14 protein-coding genes and 4 pseudogenes are annotated in these 18,234 nt (G+C 57.1%); 8 read left to right on the top strand and 10 right to left on the bottom strand.

What is annotated here, in order from left to right:
• Positions 1–134: 134 nt before the first annotated feature.
• From PSH76_RS30695 to PSH76_RS04360, 5 genes and pseudogenes are all read left to right on the top strand, one after another.
• Positions 135–1,118 (top strand): annotated as a pseudogene (locus PSH76_RS30695) (cache and HAMP domain-containing protein); the annotation flags it as partial.
• 141 nt (positions 1,119–1,259) lie between these two features.
• Positions 1,260–2,024 (top strand): methyl-accepting chemotaxis protein, encoded by a 765-nt coding sequence (locus PSH76_RS30690; RefSeq protein WP_370694806.1) that lies wholly within the window; start codon positions 1,260–1,262, stop codon positions 2,022–2,024.
• A gap of 207 nt (positions 2,025–2,231) precedes the next feature.
• On the top strand, positions 2,232–3,353 hold the full coding sequence (locus PSH76_RS04370) for a glycosyltransferase family 1 protein (protein WP_305493627.1): 1,122 nt from the start codon (positions 2,232–2,234) through the stop codon (positions 3,351–3,353).
• Positions 3,346–4,098, top strand: a complete 753-nt coding sequence (locus tag PSH76_RS04365; protein WP_138762273.1) for a DUF2334 domain-containing protein — start codon at positions 3,346–3,348, stop codon at positions 4,096–4,098. The genes PSH76_RS04370 and PSH76_RS04365 overlap by 8 nt, the downstream gene beginning before the upstream one ends.
• A complete protein-coding gene (locus PSH76_RS04360) occupies positions 4,086–5,195 on the top strand; it encodes a lysylphosphatidylglycerol synthase transmembrane domain-containing protein (RefSeq protein WP_032895486.1) in 1,110 nt (369 codons plus the stop codon). The genes PSH76_RS04365 and PSH76_RS04360 overlap by 13 nt, the downstream gene beginning before the upstream one ends.
• Positions 5,196–5,319: 124 nt before the next feature.
• On the opposite strand, the gene purU is transcribed toward PSH76_RS04360, so the two are convergent.
• On the bottom strand, positions 5,320–6,168 hold the full coding sequence (gene purU / locus PSH76_RS04355) for a formyltetrahydrofolate deformylase (protein ID WP_019821236.1): 849 nt from the start codon (positions 6,166–6,168) through the stop codon (positions 5,320–5,322).
• 244 nt (positions 6,169–6,412) lie between these two features.
• Between purU and PSH76_RS04350 the strand changes: the two genes are divergently transcribed.
• Complete coding sequence (locus tag PSH76_RS04350) at positions 6,413–7,393, top strand: IS5-like element IS1384 family transposase (protein ID WP_010466230.1); 981 nt, start codon at positions 6,413–6,415, stop codon at positions 7,391–7,393.
• A gap of 425 nt (positions 7,394–7,818) precedes the next feature.
• Here the strand turns inward: PSH76_RS04350 and PSH76_RS04345 are convergent, their stop codons facing one another.
• The 4 genes from PSH76_RS04345 to PSH76_RS04330 form a co-directional block, all read right to left on the bottom strand.
• Entirely contained in the window at positions 7,819–8,217 is a 399-nt protein-coding gene (locus tag PSH76_RS04345; protein WP_073844972.1) for a zf-TFIIB domain-containing protein, read from the bottom strand.
• A gap of 46 nt (positions 8,218–8,263) precedes the next feature.
• Positions 8,264–10,723: a heavy metal translocating P-type ATPase gene (locus PSH76_RS04340; protein ID WP_024073364.1), complete on the bottom strand. Its 2,460-nt coding sequence runs from the start codon at positions 10,721–10,723 to the stop codon at positions 8,264–8,266.
• 514 nt (positions 10,724–11,237) lie between these two features.
• Positions 11,238–11,369 carry a hypothetical protein gene (locus PSH76_RS04335; protein WP_024073362.1) on the bottom strand — a complete coding sequence of 44 codons (132 nt, stop codon included), beginning with the start codon at positions 11,367–11,369 and terminating at the stop codon, positions 11,238–11,240.
• Positions 11,370–11,634: 265 nt separating this feature from the next.
• Positions 11,635–12,069: a helix-turn-helix domain-containing protein gene (locus PSH76_RS04330; RefSeq protein ID WP_024073361.1), complete on the bottom strand. Its 435-nt coding sequence runs from the start codon at positions 12,067–12,069 to the stop codon at positions 11,635–11,637.
• Between the two features lie 93 nt (positions 12,070–12,162).
• On the opposite strand from PSH76_RS04330, the gene PSH76_RS04325 reads away from it, so the two are divergent.
• On the top strand, positions 12,163–13,125 hold the full coding sequence (locus PSH76_RS04325) for an arsenic resistance protein (RefSeq protein WP_024073360.1): 963 nt from the start codon (positions 12,163–12,165) through the stop codon (positions 13,123–13,125).
• Positions 13,126–13,163: 38 nt separating this feature from the next.
• On the opposite strand, the pseudogene PSH76_RS04320 reads toward PSH76_RS04325, so the two are convergent.
• From PSH76_RS04320 to PSH76_RS04300, 5 genes and pseudogenes are all read right to left on the bottom strand, one after another.
• Positions 13,164–13,385: pseudogene (locus PSH76_RS04320) on the bottom strand (transposase domain-containing protein); the annotation flags it as partial.
• 104 nt (positions 13,386–13,489) lie between these two features.
• The gene (gene ltrA, locus PSH76_RS04315; RefSeq protein ID WP_024073359.1) at positions 13,490–15,151 is read right to left on the bottom strand and encodes a group II intron reverse transcriptase/maturase; all 1,662 of its coding nucleotides are present in this window, start codon (positions 15,149–15,151) and stop codon (positions 13,490–13,492) included.
• 578 nt (positions 15,152–15,729) lie between these two features.
• Positions 15,730–17,037 (bottom strand): annotated as a pseudogene (locus PSH76_RS04310) (IS66 family transposase); the annotation flags it as partial.
• A gap of 61 nt (positions 17,038–17,098) precedes the next feature.
• The gene (gene tnpB, locus PSH76_RS04305; RefSeq protein WP_024073357.1) at positions 17,099–17,434 is read right to left on the bottom strand and encodes an IS66 family insertion sequence element accessory protein TnpB; all 336 of its coding nucleotides are present in this window, start codon (positions 17,432–17,434) and stop codon (positions 17,099–17,101) included.
• Positions 17,431–17,736 carry a transposase gene (locus tag PSH76_RS04300; protein WP_093235877.1) on the bottom strand — a complete coding sequence of 102 codons (306 nt, stop codon included), beginning with the start codon at positions 17,734–17,736 and terminating at the stop codon, positions 17,431–17,433. Before PSH76_RS04300 ends, tnpB begins: the two co-directional genes overlap by 4 nt.
• A 191-nt stretch (positions 17,737–17,927) precedes the next feature.
• Between PSH76_RS04300 and PSH76_RS30685 the strand changes: the two are divergent.
• Positions 17,928–18,159 (top strand): annotated as a pseudogene (locus tag PSH76_RS30685) (DEAD/DEAH box helicase); the annotation flags it as partial.
• Positions 18,160–18,234: the final 75 nt, after the last annotated feature.

The following is an 18,234-nucleotide window of genomic DNA, read 5'->3' as shown; positions in this document are numbered from 1 at the left end:
AAACGGTCAGATAATTCCGATACGGACCAACGGAGCTATCACCAGAAATACCACACCTTTTTTGACGCTGCCATTTTGCGCCTCCCGCATAGGATGCGCCTCGGATATTAAGACCTTAGCGGACCCTTCAAGCCATGAACAAAAATCTGCGCTTCAGCCACAAGATCCTGCTTGCAGCCTCCCTTATCGTCATCGCCGCCTTTGCGTTGTTTACCCTCTACAACGACTACCTGCAGCGCAACGCGATTCGTGACGACCTCAACAACTACCTGCATGAGATGGGCGACGTCACCGCCAGCAACATCCAGACCTGGCTCACCGGCCGTATCGGCCTGGTGGAAAACGCCGCACAGAACATCGCTATCAACCCTGAAAAAACCGTGGTCGCCAGCCTGCTGGAGCAGAAAGCGCTGACCTCGTCATTCATGGCCACCTACGTCGGTGACAGCCAGGGCACATTCACCATCCGCCCTGACACCAAGATGCCCGACGGCTTCGACCCGCGTGTTCGCCCCTGGTACAAGGGCGCCCAGGCCAGTAACGGCTCGACCCTGACCGAACCCTATATCGACGCGGCGACCGGCCAACTGATCATTTCTGTCGCTACGCCCAGCGCCAAGGGCGGCCAGAGCATCGGCGTAGTCGGCGGCGACCTGAGCCTGCAGACCCTGGTGGATAACATCGGCGCGCTGGATTTTGGCGGCATGGGCTATGCGTTCCTGGTCAGCGCCGACGGCAAAGTGCTGGTGCACCCGGATAAAGCCCTGGTGATGAAGACCCTCGCCGACGTGTACCCGAAAGACACGCCGAAGATCAGCGGTGACTTCAGCGAAGTCCAAGCCAACGGCAAGACCAATATCGTGACGTTCACACCGATCAAGGGCCTGCCCTCGGTGAACTGGTACCTGGGCGTTTCGGTGGATAAAGACAAGTCTTTCGCCATGCTCAGTGAGTTTCGCACCTCGGCGGTGATCGCCACGATCATCGCGGTAGTGATCATCATCGCCCTGCTCGGCATGCTCATCCGCGTCTTGCTGCAACCTCTGCACCTGATGACCCGCGCCATGCAGGACATTGCCGACGGTGAAGGCGACCTGACCCGCCGCCTGACCATCCAGAACAATGATGAGTTCGGCACCTTGGGCAATGCCTTCAACCGCTTCGTGGAGCGCATTCATACCTCGATTCGCGAAGTGTCTTCCGCCACCGAGCATGTCAATGAAGTGGCCCTGCGGGTGGTCAGTGCCTCCAACTCATCGATGGTCAACTCCGATGAACAGGCCAACCGCACCAACAGCGTCGCCGCCGCCATCAACCAACTGGGGGCCGCAGCCCAGGAGATCGCACGCAACGCCGCCCAAGCCTCCAGTCAGGCCAGCGATGCCCGGCACCTCGCCGAGGACGGCCAGCAGGTGGTTGAACGCAATATCAAGGCGATGACGCAGTTATCCAGCATGATCAGCACCTCAAGTACCAATATCGAAGCACTTAACAGCAAAACGGTGAATATCGGCCAGATCCTTGAGGTGATCACCAGCATTTCCCAGCAAACCAACCTGCTGGCGCTCAACGCGGCGATCGAAGCGGCGCGCGCCGGGGAAGCCGGGCGTGGCTTTGCGGTGGTCGCCGATGAAGTGCGCAACCTGGCCCATCGCACTCAAGAGTCGGCGCAACAGGTGCAGACGATGATCGAAGAGCTGCAGGTGGGCGCCCGTGACTCGGTGACGACCATGAGCGAAAGCCAACGCCACAGCCTGGACAGCGTGGAAATCGCCAACCTGGCCGGCGAGCGCCTGAACAGCGTGACCCAGCGTATTGGCGAGATCGACGGCATGAACCAGTCGGTCGCCACCGCCACTGAAGAACAGACCTCGGTGGTGGAGTCGATCAATATGGACATCACCGAGATCAACACCCTCAACCAGGAAGGGGTGGAAAACCTGCAATCGACCCTGCGCGCCTGCTCGGACCTGGAACAACAGGCCTCGCGTTTGAAGCAGTTGGTGGGCAGCTTCCGGATCTAAAATTCACCTGTAGGAGCGAGCTTGCTCGCGAAAAACGTCAACGATAACGCGAGCTGCCTGAAGAAACGCGGCGTCTGTGAGTTTTTCGCGAGCAAGCTCGCTCCTACAGCGTGGGTTTGTCCGCTCCCGCCACCGTCATGCTGCGAATCTAAACCGAACATCTATCCTTACCTCAGGTCCATCTAGGGAGAGCAATGGATCGGAGGGATGTTCATCGTGCATATCGCTGACATAACCATGTTCTACGCCCCGGCCAGCGGTGGCGTACGCACTTACCTTGACGCCAAGCACCGGCGTCTGGCGCTCAAGCCGGGCATTCGCCACAGCCTGTTGATCCCCGGCGCACATTTGAGCGAACAGGACGGCATCTTCAAAGTACCGGCGCCCGCCCTGCCCTTCGGCAAAGGCTACCGTTTCCCCGTTCGCTTGGCGCCATGGCGAAATGTCCTGCACGATTTACAGCCCGACCTGATCGAAGTGGGCGATCCTTACCTGACCGCCTGGGCAGCCCTGGACGCACGGCGTCAGTTGGATGTGCCGGTCATCGGCTTCTACCACTCCGACCTGCCACTGCTGGTGAGCAACCGCATGGGGCCTTGGTTTACTCCCAATGTTGAAGCCTACGTACGCAAACTCTATGGGAATTTTGACCGGGTGCTCGCCCCCAGCCAGGTCATGGCCGACAAGCTCACCGGGCTTGGCGTCAGAAATGTCTTCGTACAACCCCTGGGCGTAGACCTGCAAACCTTCACCCCCGAGGTACGTGACCCCGGCCTGCGCGCCGAACTGGGGATTGGCGAAGACACTCGGCTATTGATCTTCGCCGGGCGCGGCTCCAAAGAGAAAAATCTGCCGGTGCTGCTCAACTGCATGAAGCGCCTGGGGGATGGCTACCACTTGCTGCTGGTGGGCTCCGGCATGCCCGCCAGCGTGCCAGACAATGTCACCGTCATTGATGGATTCCGGCCCGCCCAGCATGTTGCGCGGCTGATGGCCAGCGCCGATGCCTTGCTGCACGGTGGCGACCAGGAGACCTTCGGGCTGGTGATCCTGGAAGCCATGGCCTGCGGTATTCCGGTGGTCGCCGTGGCGGCCGGGGCCTTTACCGAGATTGTCGACGAGCGTTGTGGCCTGCTGTGCCCGCCGAACAACCCCAAGGCCATGGCCGATGCGGTGCGCGAGCTGTTCAGTACCGACAGCCGACGCCTGGGGGCCCAGGCTCGGCACCATGTCGAGCGGCATTATGCGTGGGATACGGTAGTCGACAGCCTGCTGGGGCATTACTACGCCGTGCTGGGCAGCCATGAACCGATGCTCGCCCATGGCTGAGCGCGCGCTGATGCTGGTACTGCACGACGTGGCACCGCACACCTGGGCCGACTACCGGCCCTTCGTCGAGGCCGTCGATGCATTGGGCAACGTGCCCATTACTTGGCTGGTAGTGCCGGACTTCCACCACCATGACGACCTGGCCGCCCACCGCGATTTTCGGCGCCTGCTCGATAGCCGTGTCGCCAAGGGCGATGAGCTCACCTTGCATGGTTATTACCATTGCGACGACCAACCTCGGCCGCGTACGCCAAAAGAATGGTTTATGCGACGCATCTATACCCACGAAGGCGAGTTTTATCAGTTGTCCGAGGCCGAGGCGTTGCGGCGGCTGACCGCCGGCATTGAGGTGTTCCAGCGCAATGGTTGGCCGCTGCATGGCTTTGTTGCGCCCGCCTGGTTGATGAGCGATGGCACCCGGAAGGCATTGCGCCAGTTGCCGCTGAGCTACACCAGCGACCCGCAACATTTTTATCGCTTGCCTGACTTCACGCCCATCGACGCTCCCGGCCTGGTGTGGAGTGCCCGCAGTGCCTGGCGCCGCGGGCTGTCCAAAATCCTCAGCGACCGCCGTGAACAGCGCTGGCAGACGGCCCCGCTGATCCGACTCGGATTGCACCCGGTGGACATGCGCCACAGGTTTTCCCGCGATTATTGGCTGCACACCCTGCAACGCCTGCTCAACGCGGGGCGCGTCCCCCAAACCAAGGCCGCCTGGCTGGCGACGCAGCCATGGGGCGACTGATCTGGCTGGTGCTGGCCCTCCTGGCGGCACTGGCCATTCCGGTGTGGCTGGGCGGCGGCGAAAGCATTGCGCGCCTGCGCCAGTTTCCGTTGCCCCAGTTGCTGGGGATGTTCGCCATGATCATCGGCTGCTGGCTGATCAACAGCCTGCGCATCCGCCTGTTGCTTGGCGAGCATCGCGCCCAGTTAGGGCCGCTTAAAAGCCTTGGCGTGGTGATATCCACCGAGTTCGCCATGTGCGCCACTCCCGGCGGCAGCGGCGGGCCGTTGACCCTGATGGCGCTGCTGGCACGTAACGGCGTGCGCCCTGCCCACGGCAGTGCGGTGTTCGCCATGGACCAATTGAGCGACTTGGTGTTTTTTCTCTGCGCACTGGTGGGGATCCTGCTGTATGCGCTGTTTCATAGCCTCAGCCCGCGCATGGAGTGGTTGCTGGGGCTCAGCGCCGTGTCGATGGTGGGTGGGGTGATCAGTGGCTGGGCCGTGGTGCATTTTCACCGGCGGCTGATTCGCCTGGCGGGTTTGGCACTCAAGGCCATGAAGGTCGGCGCTACCACCCGCCGACGCTGGGCGCGCCGGTTGCTGCGTTTTCTTGCGGCGTTCAGCGCCACCCTGAAGCTCCCCCGGAGTACCTTGCTTGGGGTCTTTGCGCTGACCAGCCTGCATTGGCTGCTGCGTTACAGCGTGCTGTACCTGGCGCTGCGCGGGTTGGGCGGTGAGGTGCAGTGGGCCTGGAGCTTTCTGATCCAGATGCTGTCGCTGACTGCCGGGCAGTTCAGCCTCGCGCCAGGCGGGGCCGGCGCAGCGGAGCTGACGTCCGCGGCACTGCTGGCGCCCATGGTGGGCACATCCACAGCGGCGGCGGCGATTCTGATCTGGCGCGCGGTGACCTATTACTTCTATTTGCTGGCCGGTGCACCAGTGTTTCTATTGATGGTCGGCAAACCGCTGCTCAAGCGTCTTTTTCAGGGGCGGCAGGCGGCTCGTCCTGCGCCTGTGTCTGTTCCCATAAACGCGCCGCGCCTGGAAAATCAGTTCCATCCTCGGCATCCAGCGCGTCCGGGTCGTAACGACTCAAACAGCCCTCGCCCAAGGTAGCAGGCGCCCGTGAGGTGGCTTTATCGAGCGGGTCGCTCATGGGAATCTCCTGAAACAGAAATAAAAAAAGGGCCTGGAGAGTTTTACCTCCAGGCCCCGGTGTCTTTCAATCAAAACCGCTGAGTCAGAAAACCACGGTCTTGTTGCCGTGCACCAACACGCGGTCTTCCAAGTGGTAGCGCAAGCCACGGGCCAACACCATTTTCTCGACGTCACGGCCGAAGCGCACCATGTCTTCAATACTGTCGCTGTGGCTGACGCGCACCACGTCTTGCTCGATGATCGGGCCGGCGTCCAGCTCTTCGGTCACGTAGTGGCAGGTTGCACCAATCAACTTCACGCCACGCAGGGAAGCCTGGTGATACGGCTTGGCACCGACAAAGGACGGCAAGAAGCTGTGGTGAATGTTGATCACTTTGCCCGCGTATTCGCGGCACAGCTCCGGCGGCAGGATCTGCATGTAGCGCGCCAGCACCACCACATCCGCGTCGTGCTGCTTGACCAGGCGCGACACCTCGGCGAATGCCGGCTCCTTGTCCTGTGGGTTGACCGGCACATGGTAATAAGGGATGCCATGCCATTCGACCATGCTGCGCAGGTCGTCGTGGTTGGAGATCACGCAAGCAATCTCGCAATCGAGTTCGTCGCTGTGCCAGCGGTGCAGCAGGTCTGCCAGGCAGTGGGATTCGCGGCTGGCCATCAGCACCACGCGTTTCTTCTGCTCTGTATCAGTGATGTGCCAGGTCATCGAAAACTCTTCGGCAATCGGCGCAAACGCCTCGCGGAAGGCTTCCAGGCCAAAGGGCAGCGTATCGGCACGGATTTCGTGACGCATGAAAAACCAACCACTGAGATCGTCCGAGTGATGGCTCGCCTCGGTGATCCAGCCATTATGGGAAGCCAGAAAGTTACTGACCTTGGCAACGATGCCAACCCGGTCCGGGCAAGCAATCACCAGCCGAAAAGTGCGCATTAGGGGGAAACTCCAGAACTTCACAAAGGCGGCTATTCTAGCGATTACGCAAAAAAACTGCAGTATTCCCTTGCACCTGATCTTGAGCCCTCGCCGTGGCAACACCCCTTAATCGTGTAAGGTTTTACCACCGCTAAATGACGATACAAGGGCATGCTCAGGCCAGTAGCAAAAAATTAAGGAAACTCTGAAAAAGACTTTCTGATTTGGCAAAATACCGCGACCCCACCCACCGAGTTTCCCGATGAAGCAGATGACCTTCGCCGACGCCGAGTACGCTGGCAAGCGCAAGCAAACCCGCAAGGAGTTGTTCCTGATCGAGATGGATCGGGTGGTGCCGTGGAAGGGCTTGATTGCTTTGATCGAGCCACATTATCCGAAAGGTGAAGGTGGCCGTCCGGCCTACCCGTTGATGGCGATGCTGCGTGTGCATCTGCTGCAGAACTGGTTCGGCTACAGCGATCCAGCGATGGAGGAAGCGCTGTACGAAACCACGATCCTGCGCCAGTTTGCCGGGCTGAACCTGGAGCGCATCCCCGACGAAACCACCATTCTCAACTTCCGCCGCTTGCTGGAGAAACACGAGCTGGCGGCCGGCATCCTCGCTGTCATCAATGGCTATCTGGGCGACCGCGGCCTGTCGCTGCGCCAGGGCACCATCGTCGATGCAACGCTGATCAATGCGCCCAGTTCGACCAAGAACAAGGACGGCAAGCGCGACCCGGAAATGCACCAGACCAAGAAGGGAAACCAGTATTATTTTGGCATGAAGGCCCACATCGGCGCCGATGACGAATCGGGTCTGGTGCACAGCGTAGTGGGCACGGCGGCCAATGTGGCGGATGTCACCCAGGTGGACAAATTGCTGCATGGCGACGAAAACGTGGTCTGCGCCGATGCAGGCTACACCGGTGTCGAAAAGCGGCCCGAGCATGAAGGACGTGAAGTTATCTGGCAGGTGGCGGCACGCCGCAGCACCTACAAAAAACTCGATAAGCGCAGCGTGCTGTACAAAGCCAAGCGCAAGATTGAAAAGGCCAAGGCTCAGGTGCGCGCCAAGGTCGAGCATCCGTTCCGGGTAATCAAGCGCCAGTTCGGTTACACCAAGGTGCGCTTTCGCGGCTTGGCCAAAAACACGGCGCAACTGGTGACACTGTTCGCTCTGTCGAACCTGTGGATGGCGCGCCGACATTTACTGACGAATGCAGGAGAGGTGCGCCTGTAATGCGGGAAATGGCCACCGGAGTGGGGTCCGGGTGGCGAAAACGTAAGAAATACTCGTCGAATTGATTGTTTTTTGATCATTTGGCGAGTTTAAAAGTTGCGCTAGGTGGTATGCCGGGGAAATACATGGCTACTTCAGACCATCCCTAAGTCGACGAGCCAATCTGGACGGAATAGCTGCCTTCGGTATGCCCGTGGGATCGCTCGGAATGGAGTCAGGTGACCGACGCAGCGCCTACCCGGTAATTGGGATGAGCAAGTCAAGGGGAGAGACGGTTTTACAGGATTTTCGGGCCCGCTAGTGGCTGAGGAACCGCTCTACTAAACTGGTTGAATACCGGATACCGGGTTTCGAAAAAGCTACAGCCGGCTGATCAAATCTTCCGGCTGGAGTCTGATTAGCGGATCGCTGTATCCAAGCAAATATTAGTCGAAAATTTCCCGTAAAAACGATTTCTTATGATAAACCTGCTCTTCCTGATGCCTCGACTGATTCTGATGGCCGTTCTGATATCCGTCCCGCCAACCACCACCGTGACCAGGCTGCGGCGCGGAGTGGCCGTGCTTAGTGCCGCGTTTGTTGTCATGGTGGCCAGAAGACGGCTGGGCATACACAGGTTCAGACGGAGGTGTACCTTGCAGCGACTGAGATACGCTCTGTGGAAGAAAACGAGCTTCTTGTTCTTCCTGCTGGCTACGCTCGATGATCTTGTCGAGTTCTCCCCGGTCAAGCCAAACACCTCGACATTGCGGGCAATAGTCGATTTCAACGTTTTGACGTTCCGACATTACCAACAGTACTTCTTTGCAAACTGGGCAGTGCATGGTTCTCTCCTCCAGCGAATGAGCTATATAAAACGCAGCAGCCATTTCACCGACGCAGCAGCCGCAAGCCATTGAATACGACGAGCAAGCTCGCCCCCATGTCGGCGAAAACGGCCATCCACAATGTCGCGAAACCAGAGAGAGCCAACGCCAAGAAGACAACTTTTATGCCCAGAGCCAAAATGATGTTTTGCTTTAGAACCGAGGCGGATCGGCGACTCAGGCTGATAAAGTACGCGATTTTTCGAGGGTCGTCGTCCATGATCGCAACGTCAGCTGTTTCGAGAGCTGTCGCTGTCCCTGCGGCTCCCATTGCGAAACCTATATCGGATTGCGCTAAGGCGGGGGCGTCATTAACGCCGTCACCAACCATCCCAACGGCGCCATATCTGCGTTTGAGTTCAGCGACTGCAGTCTGCTTGTCCTCTGGCATCAGATTTCCACGGGCATCCTCGATGCCCAATTGCTCAGCGATCGACCTCGCCGTCGCAGGATTATCCCCAGTCAGCATTACTGGAACCACGTTCAAAGCCTTCAAAGCAGCCACAGCTTCAACACTCTCCGGTCGGACTGTGTCTGCGACCGCGAATATCGCGGCGGGGCCGCTATTGCCGCATAGCACGATCACCGTTTTGCCAGTTTCCTCAAGCCGTGAAAGTCTGGCCTCCAGCTCCGAAGAACACACGCCCAACTCCTCAACCAAACGATGGTTGCCTAGATGCCAAAGATGACCGTCGATCGTGCCTTTCACGCCTCGGCCATTTAGCACACTGAAGTCACTGACAGGCAGAGCCACAGCGCCAGGCTGCTGCGATTTCCACCCATTGACCAATGCTTTCGCTACTGGGTGGGTACTTTGCTCATCAAGACTCGCAGCAATCAAAGTTGCCTTCTCGATAGACAAGTCACTGAATATATCTGAGTCAGTCAGAACTGGCTTGCCCTGAGTCAACGTGCCTGTTTTATCCAGAGCAACCACCTTCAGCAGGCGCCCGCTTTCCAGGTAGGCACCACCCTTGATCAAGATTCCATGCCGTGCGGCTGCGGCAAGACCACTCACAACAGTGACAGGCGTTGAGACGACCAAGGCACAAGGACACGCGATGACCAACAACACCAGGGCCTCATACAACCATTCACCCCACGTACCACCAAGCAGCACTGGGCCTAAAACGGCAACAAGAAATGCCACCGCCACTACGGCTGGGGTGTAATACCGTGCGAACTGGTCAACGAACCTCTGCGTCGGCGCCCGCTGAGACTGCGCATCCTGAATCGCGGCAGCAATACGAGCGAGCGTACTTTCGCCAGCGACTGCCGTGACAGTCGCCTCCACGACGCCGTCTGTCACGATACTGCCAGCATATAGCGGATCCCCCTCTGCCTTATCTACTGGCAAGCTTTCACCAGTGATAGGGGCTTGGTCGAGAGCAGCACGACCAGATTCCACCCTCGCATCCAGCGGTACCCGCGACCCTGTGCGAACACGAATACGGCTGCCGAGAACGACATTCTCAACCGGGTGTTCTTTCCAGCCAGCTTCGGTCATGACTTCCGCAGTCTCAGGAGCTAATGCAGTCAGCGATTTAATCGCGTTACGCGCTCGCTCAAGTGAGAGTGCTTCGATGGCTTCGGCAATAGCGAAAAGGAAAACCACCATCGCGGCTTCCGGCCACTTGCCAATCACCATGGCACCCAAGACAGCCAAAGACATCAAGAAGTAGATGTTCAATGTGAAGTTCTTTACAGCGATCCACCCCTTCTTCAGAGTTGGTAGACCAGCAGTAAGAATGGACAGCGCAGCCAAGGACATTACAGGCAAAGAACCCTCCTGTCCGGTCGTCCAAGCGATCACTTCAGCGGCGATGGCAGCTAGACCGCTGACCGCCAGCAGCCCTTTCAAGCGCGTCGTCAGAGCAGGTGAAATGGCATTCGGGGTTGCGCCGGCCTCGATGAGATTGGGCCCCATATCCAGCGCGGTCAAAGCGATGACTATCGCCTTCGGATCATCCAAGCGATGATGCACTGTCAGCTCACGATCCAACAGATTGAAATCAAGTCGTGCGATGCCAGGCATCGGCTCTAAGCGATTACGAATTAGCCGCTCTTCGGTAGGGCAATCCATCTTATCAATGCGATACCGAACCAGGGTCGTGCCTTCTGGCTCAGCCATGGCCGAATGTGAAGTCACCGCCCCTGCGGAATCCACTTTGCTCAAACAGCAATGGTCGGCATCGGAATGGGCTTGAGCTGAAGTGCCATGATCGTGTGCGCTATGGTCTTGATTATGGTCGGTGGACTTGGCTCCACAAGGCTGAGAATCCTTCGAACCGCACGCATGCGATCCCGTTCTGCCCAAGCTCTCGGCGTGATCAGGCCCATGCTCAACATGATGTGCACGAGAATGAACCTGTTTGGCGAAGGTCTCGCGGGGGTCAGCAGAACAGCAATCGTCCGACTTCGGCACGAGGTGCAATTTGGCTTTCGACGGGTTTTCCTGGCTCATGACGCATCTACCAATAAGGATATGGCGTCATTGAACAGCCTGTAGTAGCTACAGTGTCAAGCAATGAGTTTGAAATTTCGACTGGGCCGAGGGCGCCGCTCGAGTCTACGTCCCTCAGTGCGAGCGCCTGATAGCTGCATGCTGCGATGCATCAGCCAGGTTGGTCAGCACCTCAAATGCCCACTCAGCTTTCACCCTGGGAGTCATGCATATCGAGCAAGTCGTCAATCGCGTTGTGAAGCCTACGAGTAAACGTTTGGAGAAATCCGCCATGATGGTTTTCGACGCCATTGGCATGTGTCGGCTGTAGACCTCTCTAAGCGCTCATTACCATCGGTAGCCGACAGGGTTAAGGGTAGAAATATCCAGAAAGCTCCTCGACACAGTCGCACCAGCATGTCCTCCTCAACAACCCTACTACAAGCTTTTCGGCATTAATTAGGAGATGCCCACTGGAAATCCGGTGACACCTGCTAACCGAGAATAAAACCCCGCCATGTCTGGCGGGGTCTCATCAATCACCCTTCTTGTGCTTATGCACGTCCAGGTCGGGATGCTTAGGCTTGTTCTCGGGGGTTACACGGCGACGCTGGTCTGTCTTGCCGGTTGATTCGGCAATTGGCTTGGGCCCAGGTTTGATGGCCATAGAACTTGCTCCTTCAGTTGATAGGTATATGCCCTGGCAAACGTCTGCCGTGTAAGCGTTCGCTCAGTACGGTCACGAGATTGAGGGCCCCAAACACTATAGCTTGATATTTTTATGCCAGCAGTGGCGCACCACTTTAGTAAGCGTCTGCCGAACACATCTTGCACCAGCCCGTTTGGTGTAGACGGACGCTCGAAAGACCCTGTCGAGACTATCGCGCTATTCGGTTTCAATGGCAGCTTGCTCCCCTATGCTCTTGACTCGTCTAGGAGCAGCAACCAGAGCGAGCCCCAGCAGCGGGTTCGAACAGTGACTCAATAATCGTACAGTCTGGAGTGTTCGAGCCTAGGCATCTTGACTCACACGTGCCTGCCATTGAGAGCAGCTCTATCCGGATCTGCAGGAGCTTAGCTACCTTAGATTCCACTTCTGCCAAGTGCTTCTTGACCACCGACAACGCATCAGCACACGGACGATCAGCATCTGCCGCGAGCGCAATGAGTTCGCGGATATCGTCGAGTGGAAAGCCCAGTTCACGATTCTGCCTGATGAAGATGAGTCGTGACCGATGCTTTTCGGTATAGATTCGATGCCGCCCTGTCGACCGTAGGGCCGGAGGGAGAAGGCCTATTTTCTCGTAGTAGCGAATCGTTTCAATGTGGCAACCCGTTGATTTCGACAGCGCTCCGATTCCTGACATCCAAACTCCCCAAGCATTTTCTTGAACCTGTAGTAGCTACAGATATTAACCTGCTCAATCGAAAAATGATTTCACGCGTTTTAAGGGCATTCCGTGGACAGAGAACAGCTAGAGAAGAACCAGATTCCCGTTTACTTCGTCGCGGTCATTGTCGCGGCTATCGGGGGCCTGCTCGCACCTGATGCCTCTCAAGCGTTAGGTGCGTTGGTGACACCAGCCATCGCTGTGCTGATGTACGCCATGTTTCTGCAGATCCCATTCTTGGATCTTCGCAAAGGGCTTGCAAACAAGCGTTTCATGACCGCGCTGCTGACCGCCAATTTCGTCGCCATCCCCCTGTTGGTTTGGGCGTTGACGATGGGCCTAGCCGACCACCCGGCGATTTTGGTGGGCGCACTATTGGTCTTGCTGACGCCTTGTATCGATTATGTTGTTGTGTTTACCCATATCGGTAAGGGCGACTCCAAACTGACTCTGGCGGCAACACCATTACTACTCGTGCTTCAGCTTGTGCTACTACCCCTCTATCTAGCCTTCATGGTGAGTGATGACTCGGCGGTGGTTATATCGGTCGGCCCATTTGTTGAGGCCTTCGTAGTGCTGATCGCTTTACCCTTGGTCTTGGCAGTAGCAACAGCTGCCGGGGCAAAGGGGTCACGCATCGTTGAGGGCTGGAACAATGTATGGGCTTGGATGCCTGTGCCAGCTATGGCGGCTGTATTGGTCGTAGTGATCGGCTCTCAGATTTCAACGGTGGTCAGAGACATGGACAAGCTGCTGCCTGTTATTCCCGTCTACATTGGTTTCATGCTCTTGGCACCCGTGGTGGGTGCGCTGGTGGCTCGGGCGTTTAAGTTACCGGCTAGCACGGCAAGATCTGTCGCTTTCAGCAGTTCGACACGAAACTCATTGGTAGTTCTACCATTGGCATTGGCCTTGCCCGAGGAAATCAGAGGGCTCGCTGCGGCAGCAGTGATTACTCAAACGCTGATTGAGTTGGTCAGCGAACTAATTTACATCCGAGCAATTCCTGCTTTGGTGTGGCGCAAAATGTAGATGCCAGGGAAGACATAAGCACAAAACACCCTGCGCGATTAAACAGGTGCCCACCTGTGCGGCAGCAGCTTGTTAATCTCACTCGCGCGCCGCGTCGGCAGGCGCGTGAGAACATCCTTTAGATAGGCGTACGGATCATGGCCATTCAGCCGCGCTGACTGGATCAAGCTCATGATCGCCGCAGCCCGTTTTCCGCTGCGTAGCGACCCGGCGAAGAGCCAGTTCTTGCGCCCAAGAGCCCATGGCCGGATCTGGTTGTCGGGTAGTCAGACGCGGTTGCCCGCGTCCAACCCCCTAAGAACCGTGCATGCGAGTTTCCCAGCACACGGCTCAAGCCTCTGCTAAGGCGCCATTGGGCACCCGGTTATACATCGTCGACATTGGCAAATTGCACATCTCGTGGGCAACGCAGGTGGTAAATCTCAAGATTAGCCGCAGCGTCCGTCCCGCCATGACCTAGCTTCACAATATGGCGACTGTGCCACGGTGTGTCTTTGGTCACCGGCTTGAAGCAGGCGCAGCACCTGCCGCCCTGTTGCACCCATACCCGATACAGCTTGGCTCGACCTTTAACGGAAGTGAGCATCTTCTTGCCCCAGCGGGACTCGAAGTACTCATCCCATGCAGGGTCGTGAGGGTTGGCAGCAGCCTTAATCTTGATATGTCGCACAATCGGTGTGTCTGAGGCGTCTACTAGCGTGTACTGACGCTTCCGACCATCGGCGGATTTTTCAGTACACGAGAACACCCAACGGCGCGCCCCTTGTACTTTGAAATACCGATCCTTCACCCATCGGCGTGTCTTGCGAGGGTGGCGACGTACCGCCCATCGCCAGAGCATTTCCCACACTGCGCTGTCCACCTGGTTGAAGACCTTCTTGGCGACGACATGACTGTGATAGTTCGCCCAGCCCCGTAGAACCGGGTTGAGCAAACCTATCAAGTTAGCCTGTCGTATCGTTTTGTTGGTCTTGATCAACTCTCGCAGCTTGGCAAGTAGAGCCCCGATGTTCGCCTTGGACGGCTTGATCAGGAGCTTGCCGTTGTACTTGCGCAGGTTCCATCCGAGGAAGTCGAACCCGTCCCCTATGTGCGTTATCTTGGTTTTTTCCGGAGAGAGGACAAGTCCACGCTCTGCCAGAAATTCAACCACGGCGGGCCTGACTTCATTCTCCAGCCATTCTTTCGAACAACCAGTGATGATGAAATCATCTGCATAACGCACCACGCGCATTTTTCGGGCTGTCCACTTCGCGTTGGGAAATCTCTTCGCCAGCATCGCTTCCAACCCATCCAGCGTCATGTTCGCCAACCCCGGGGATATGATGCCTCCCTGCGGGGTTCCGGCGTGGCTGGGGAATAGCTGCTTTTGGTAGACATAACCAGCCCGGAGCCATTTCTGCAAAATCGCCTTGTCCATGGGAATGTTGGCGATCAACCAGTCATGGCTGATATTGTCGAAACAGCCTTGAATGTCGCCCTCTAACACCCATTCCGCGTTTGCTTTTCGTGACAGCACACCAAAGCACTGTGCGACGGCATCCGCAGTTGAGCGTTCCGGCCTGAACCCATAAGAGTTCGGGTCGCCGGTAGTTTCCGCTATCGGTTCCAGAGCCAGCAGATGAAGCGCCTGCATGGCCCGGCATTTCATCGCGGGAATTCCAAGAGGTCTCGTTTTGCCGTTTTTCTTCGGAATAAGCACTCTCCGAAGCGGGAGCGGCGAGTAACCTCGCCGCGTCAACGACTCTATCGCGCCGAGCTTGGCCCTAGGCGTATTCCAAGTAACCTTGTCCACGCCGGGGGTATTTTTGCCTTTGTTTTCAGACACCCGTTTCACAGCAAATGCCTTGCCACTGAACGAGTGAGTCAGCAGCCATTGCAGGGCTTTCACCTTGTTATGTCTGCCATCTTGTACAGCCTTCACAATACGCGCTTGCAGCCCTCTGACACGACGTTGTACGGCGATCCAATCGATGCTGTCCCACGACGTGCCGGAAGGTGCACACGCCAATGCTGCTGCGTTCATTTGCTCTCCTTCCGTTGAAAGGGTTCTACCTACTCTCGTGTGAAGAGAGACCATGAGGACGTCTGCCCGCTTTCGCGTGAAGTGATGTTTCAACCTCTATCCAACCCATTACAGGACGGCGTTCGCTTTTTCCTCGTTCCTTCGCCCGCACCGCCATGGGCAATTTTTACAAACGGCTTTCCCTGACGGGAGCGATACGGGATTTCCACGTTCCGCTTACTGAAGTGCGTCGGGTTAGGTGCCTGCTATCGACCGGGAGGCATGTGGGTCACGAATGCGTAGTAGAAAGACGCAGTTCCCACCTCCATTACCATTTTGGTTCGAGCGTGTAAGCCATTTCCGCTCGCTTAATTTAACGATCGTTGCGCAGATTCACGTGTGTTCACCATACCAACTATCTAGCACTTGTCCGGCCATGGCTGCCAGAAGGGTACGCCTCTCACGATTGGTACCCCGCACCTTGCGGCGCCTCGTAACATTGTCGAAGGCGCTCTTGATTCAGCCTTCTAGATTCACCCGGTGACACGGGTGGTTCCCACCAAGGGGGAACAACTTCATTAAGCGACTTCGTGTCGCACCTCCGCCCAATTATTATCAATGGGAACCGCCCCGTCATCGAGGTAGCGCGACAGCGCTGCCCAGCGTTTAAGGCTGTAATCGAGCGCTCTGCTGATGGCCGAACCTTCGGGCACAAGATCACGCTGCGCGTTCATCCAGGCATGCAGCCTATCCTTCACCGGTACGGCTTTTTCTTGCCGTATTCGGCGCCGTAAATCCGGCTCCAGGTCTCTGACTTCTCTTTCGATTTCGTACAACAACTGGATATAGCGCAGGGCTTGCTCGGCGAGCGTGCTTTTATTCGTAGCGTGCAGTTCAAAGAACTTGCGCCGTGCATGGGCCATGCAGCCGATCTCGGTCACGCCGAGTTCAAAGCTGGCCTTGTAGCCGCCAAAATCGTCGCAGACCAACTTGCCATTCCAGTCCTGAAGGAAGTCGCGAGCATGCTCTCCGGCGCGACTGGGGCTGAAGTCATAAACCACCGCTGCCACATCCGAGAACTGGCTGGTAGCGTAGGACCACACATAGGAGCGGTGGGTTTTCTTTGTTCCCGGCATGAGCATCTGCACCGGTGTTTCATCTGCGTGGATGATTTGTTGCCCAAGCACTACTTCGCGCAGCGCATCGACCAGCGGCTGCAACTGAACTCCGGTCACGCCAACCCATTGAGCCAAGGTTGAACGTGGAATCGCCAAGCCCGCTCGACCTAAGATCGATTCCTGACGGTAAAGCGGCAGATGGTCAGCAAACTTGGCGATCATGACGTGTGCGAGCAGGCCCGAAGTCGGGATGCCCTTATCAATGACCTGCGGCGGAACCGGTGCCTGGATCAGCGTTTCGCAGTTATCGCAGACCCACTTGCCACGGACATGGCGTTCGACGGTGAACACGCCGGGCGTGTAGTCCAGCTTCTCGCTAACGTCCTCACCGATGCGCTTCAGGGCGCAGCCGCATGGGCGGTGAGTGTTGTCCGGTTCGTGATGGATCAACGTTCGCGGAAATTCTGCCGGCAATGCCGTGCGCTTGGGCCTTAGCTTTTCCTCGGTCGCCTCTGGTGCTATTTGCAACGCCTGAAGCTCGGCCTCAATCGCCGCGATATCAGTATCGATCAGGTCATCTAGCAGGCTGGCCTGTTCAGGATTCATCTGCTCGCTGCGCTTGGCAAACTTCAAACGCTTGAGCTGGGCGATCTCGTGGGTCTGTTTCTCAATGACTGTTTGATCACGGTTGATTTTCTTGCCCATAGTGTCGACTTGCGAGAGCAACTGCGCTGCGAGGACGCGCAGTTGATTGGGAGACAGTTGGTCGAGATTGGGCGAAGAAGTCATACGCCGGACTTTGCCAGAGCGGGCGTTTCGCGACGATAGACCGATAGGCTAATGGCTGCCGTTAAAGCAGTGTGATCGAGCCTCCAGAACCTGCGCGTTGCCATGGCAGCCCCAGCAACAACGTTTGAAGTTGCTCGGCATCCAGTTCCATCTCAGGACCATGGCGGATGCCAGGCCAGTGGAACTTGCCTTGGTTTAACCGGCGCGCCGCCAGCCATATTCCGAAGCCGTCATGCACCAGCACTTTCATGCGATTGGCGCGGCGGTTGGCGAACAGATAAGCGCAGTGCGGCTGCGCCGCACCGAACACCGCGATCACCTTGGCTAGCGCCGTTTCGGTGCCTGCGCGCATGGCCATCGGTTCGGTGGCGAGCCAGATGGAGTCGATGTGAATCATCGCAGAATATCTCGAAGAAAAGTCGCGCAGGCGGCAGCACTTTCAGTGGGCCAGTCCACTTTGATGATGGCGCGCGGGTGCTGTATTTCAACGCAGATATTCGATGATGCTGGATGGGAGTTCGCCCCCGCAGGTGGGTGTGCCGGAATTTTCTGCGTTTGCAGCCGAATCCATTTGTGGACGAGGTTTGCGTTGAGGCTATGGCCGAGCGCGACGCTGGCAATCGAAGCGCCTGGTTGGGCGCACTCTTGAATGATCTGGGCTTTGAAGGATTTGGAATAGGAACGGCGTGTTGGCTGCATGAAATACCCGCTTGAAAGGCTAGAATTGGTGTCCACTTAATTTAAATGCACACCATGTCTTCGCTTTGCAGAGCTGGGTAGATGACCTGGCCGGACGGTTACCCACTTTATTCTGACTCCGCAGATCATTATCACGGGTTTTTAAGACTTTACTCCGCGCAGTGGGGCTACGGTATATGGCTTTACCCAACACCTTGCAACAGGCATTTCGACGGTGATGGCGGATTGGGCAAAAGCAGCCAGTGAGGGTGTTTTTTTGGCTATGCCGGCAGCTCTCAGATTACTTGCCTGCAGTTGATGGCCAAGAAAATCGCCGTGATTCAAAGCACGTCGGGAGATGTGCCAGATTCTGGTCTCGACTCGCTGAACCAAGATGGTGATTCAGTTGAAATGACACTTGCAAGGCAGCTCATTGCTTCATAGTTTGACGGCCACCTTCGGGTGGCCATTTTTTTATAACGATCCCAATTTACCAGCGGCCAACTCGACACTTCAAAA

The sequence above is a fragment of the Pseudomonas sp. FP215 genome, from assembly GCF_030687795.1.
Classification (GTDB): Bacteria; Pseudomonadota; Gammaproteobacteria; order Pseudomonadales; family Pseudomonadaceae; genus Aquipseudomonas; species Aquipseudomonas salmasensis.
This window is presented reverse-complemented; position numbering and strand designations above follow the sequence as displayed.

Excerpts from the sequence above, each read along its gene's own strand:
- PSH76_RS04350 (WP_010466230.1), top strand. The coding sequence starts at position 6,413 with ATGAAGCAGATGACCTTCGCCGACGCCGAGTACGCTGGCAAGCGCAAG.
- tnpB (WP_024073357.1), bottom strand. The coding sequence starts at position 17,434 with ATGATTCACATCGACTCCATCTGGCTCGCCACCGAACCGATGGCCATG.
- PSH76_RS04300 (WP_093235877.1), bottom strand. The coding sequence starts at position 17,736 with ATGCAGCCAACACGCCGTTCCTATTCCAAATCCTTCAAAGCCCAGATC.
- PSH76_RS04345 (WP_073844972.1), bottom strand. The coding sequence starts at position 8,217 with ATGCACTGCCCAGTTTGCAAAGAAGTACTGTTGGTAATGTCGGAACGT.
- PSH76_RS04340 (WP_024073364.1), bottom strand. The coding sequence starts at position 10,723 with ATGAGCCAGGAAAACCCGTCGAAAGCCAAATTGCACCTCGTGCCGAAG.
- PSH76_RS04335 (WP_024073362.1), bottom strand. The coding sequence starts at position 11,369 with ATGGCCATCAAACCTGGGCCCAAGCCAATTGCCGAATCAACCGGCAAG.
- PSH76_RS04365 (WP_138762273.1), top strand. The coding sequence starts at position 3,346 with ATGGCTGAGCGCGCGCTGATGCTGGTACTGCACGACGTGGCACCGCAC.
- PSH76_RS04360 (WP_032895486.1), top strand. The coding sequence starts at position 4,086 with ATGGGGCGACTGATCTGGCTGGTGCTGGCCCTCCTGGCGGCACTGGCC.
- PSH76_RS04370 (WP_305493627.1), top strand. The coding sequence starts at position 2,232 with ATGTTCATCGTGCATATCGCTGACATAACCATGTTCTACGCCCCGGCC.
- purU (WP_019821236.1), bottom strand. The coding sequence starts at position 6,168 with ATGCGCACTTTTCGGCTGGTGATTGCTTGCCCGGACCGGGTTGGCATC.
- PSH76_RS04330 (WP_024073361.1), bottom strand. The coding sequence starts at position 12,069 with ATGTCAGGAATCGGAGCGCTGTCGAAATCAACGGGTTGCCACATTGAA.
- ltrA (WP_024073359.1), bottom strand. The coding sequence starts at position 15,151 with ATGAACGCAGCAGCATTGGCGTGTGCACCTTCCGGCACGTCGTGGGAC.
- PSH76_RS30690 (WP_370694806.1), top strand. The coding sequence starts at position 1,260 with ATGGTCAACTCCGATGAACAGGCCAACCGCACCAACAGCGTCGCCGCC.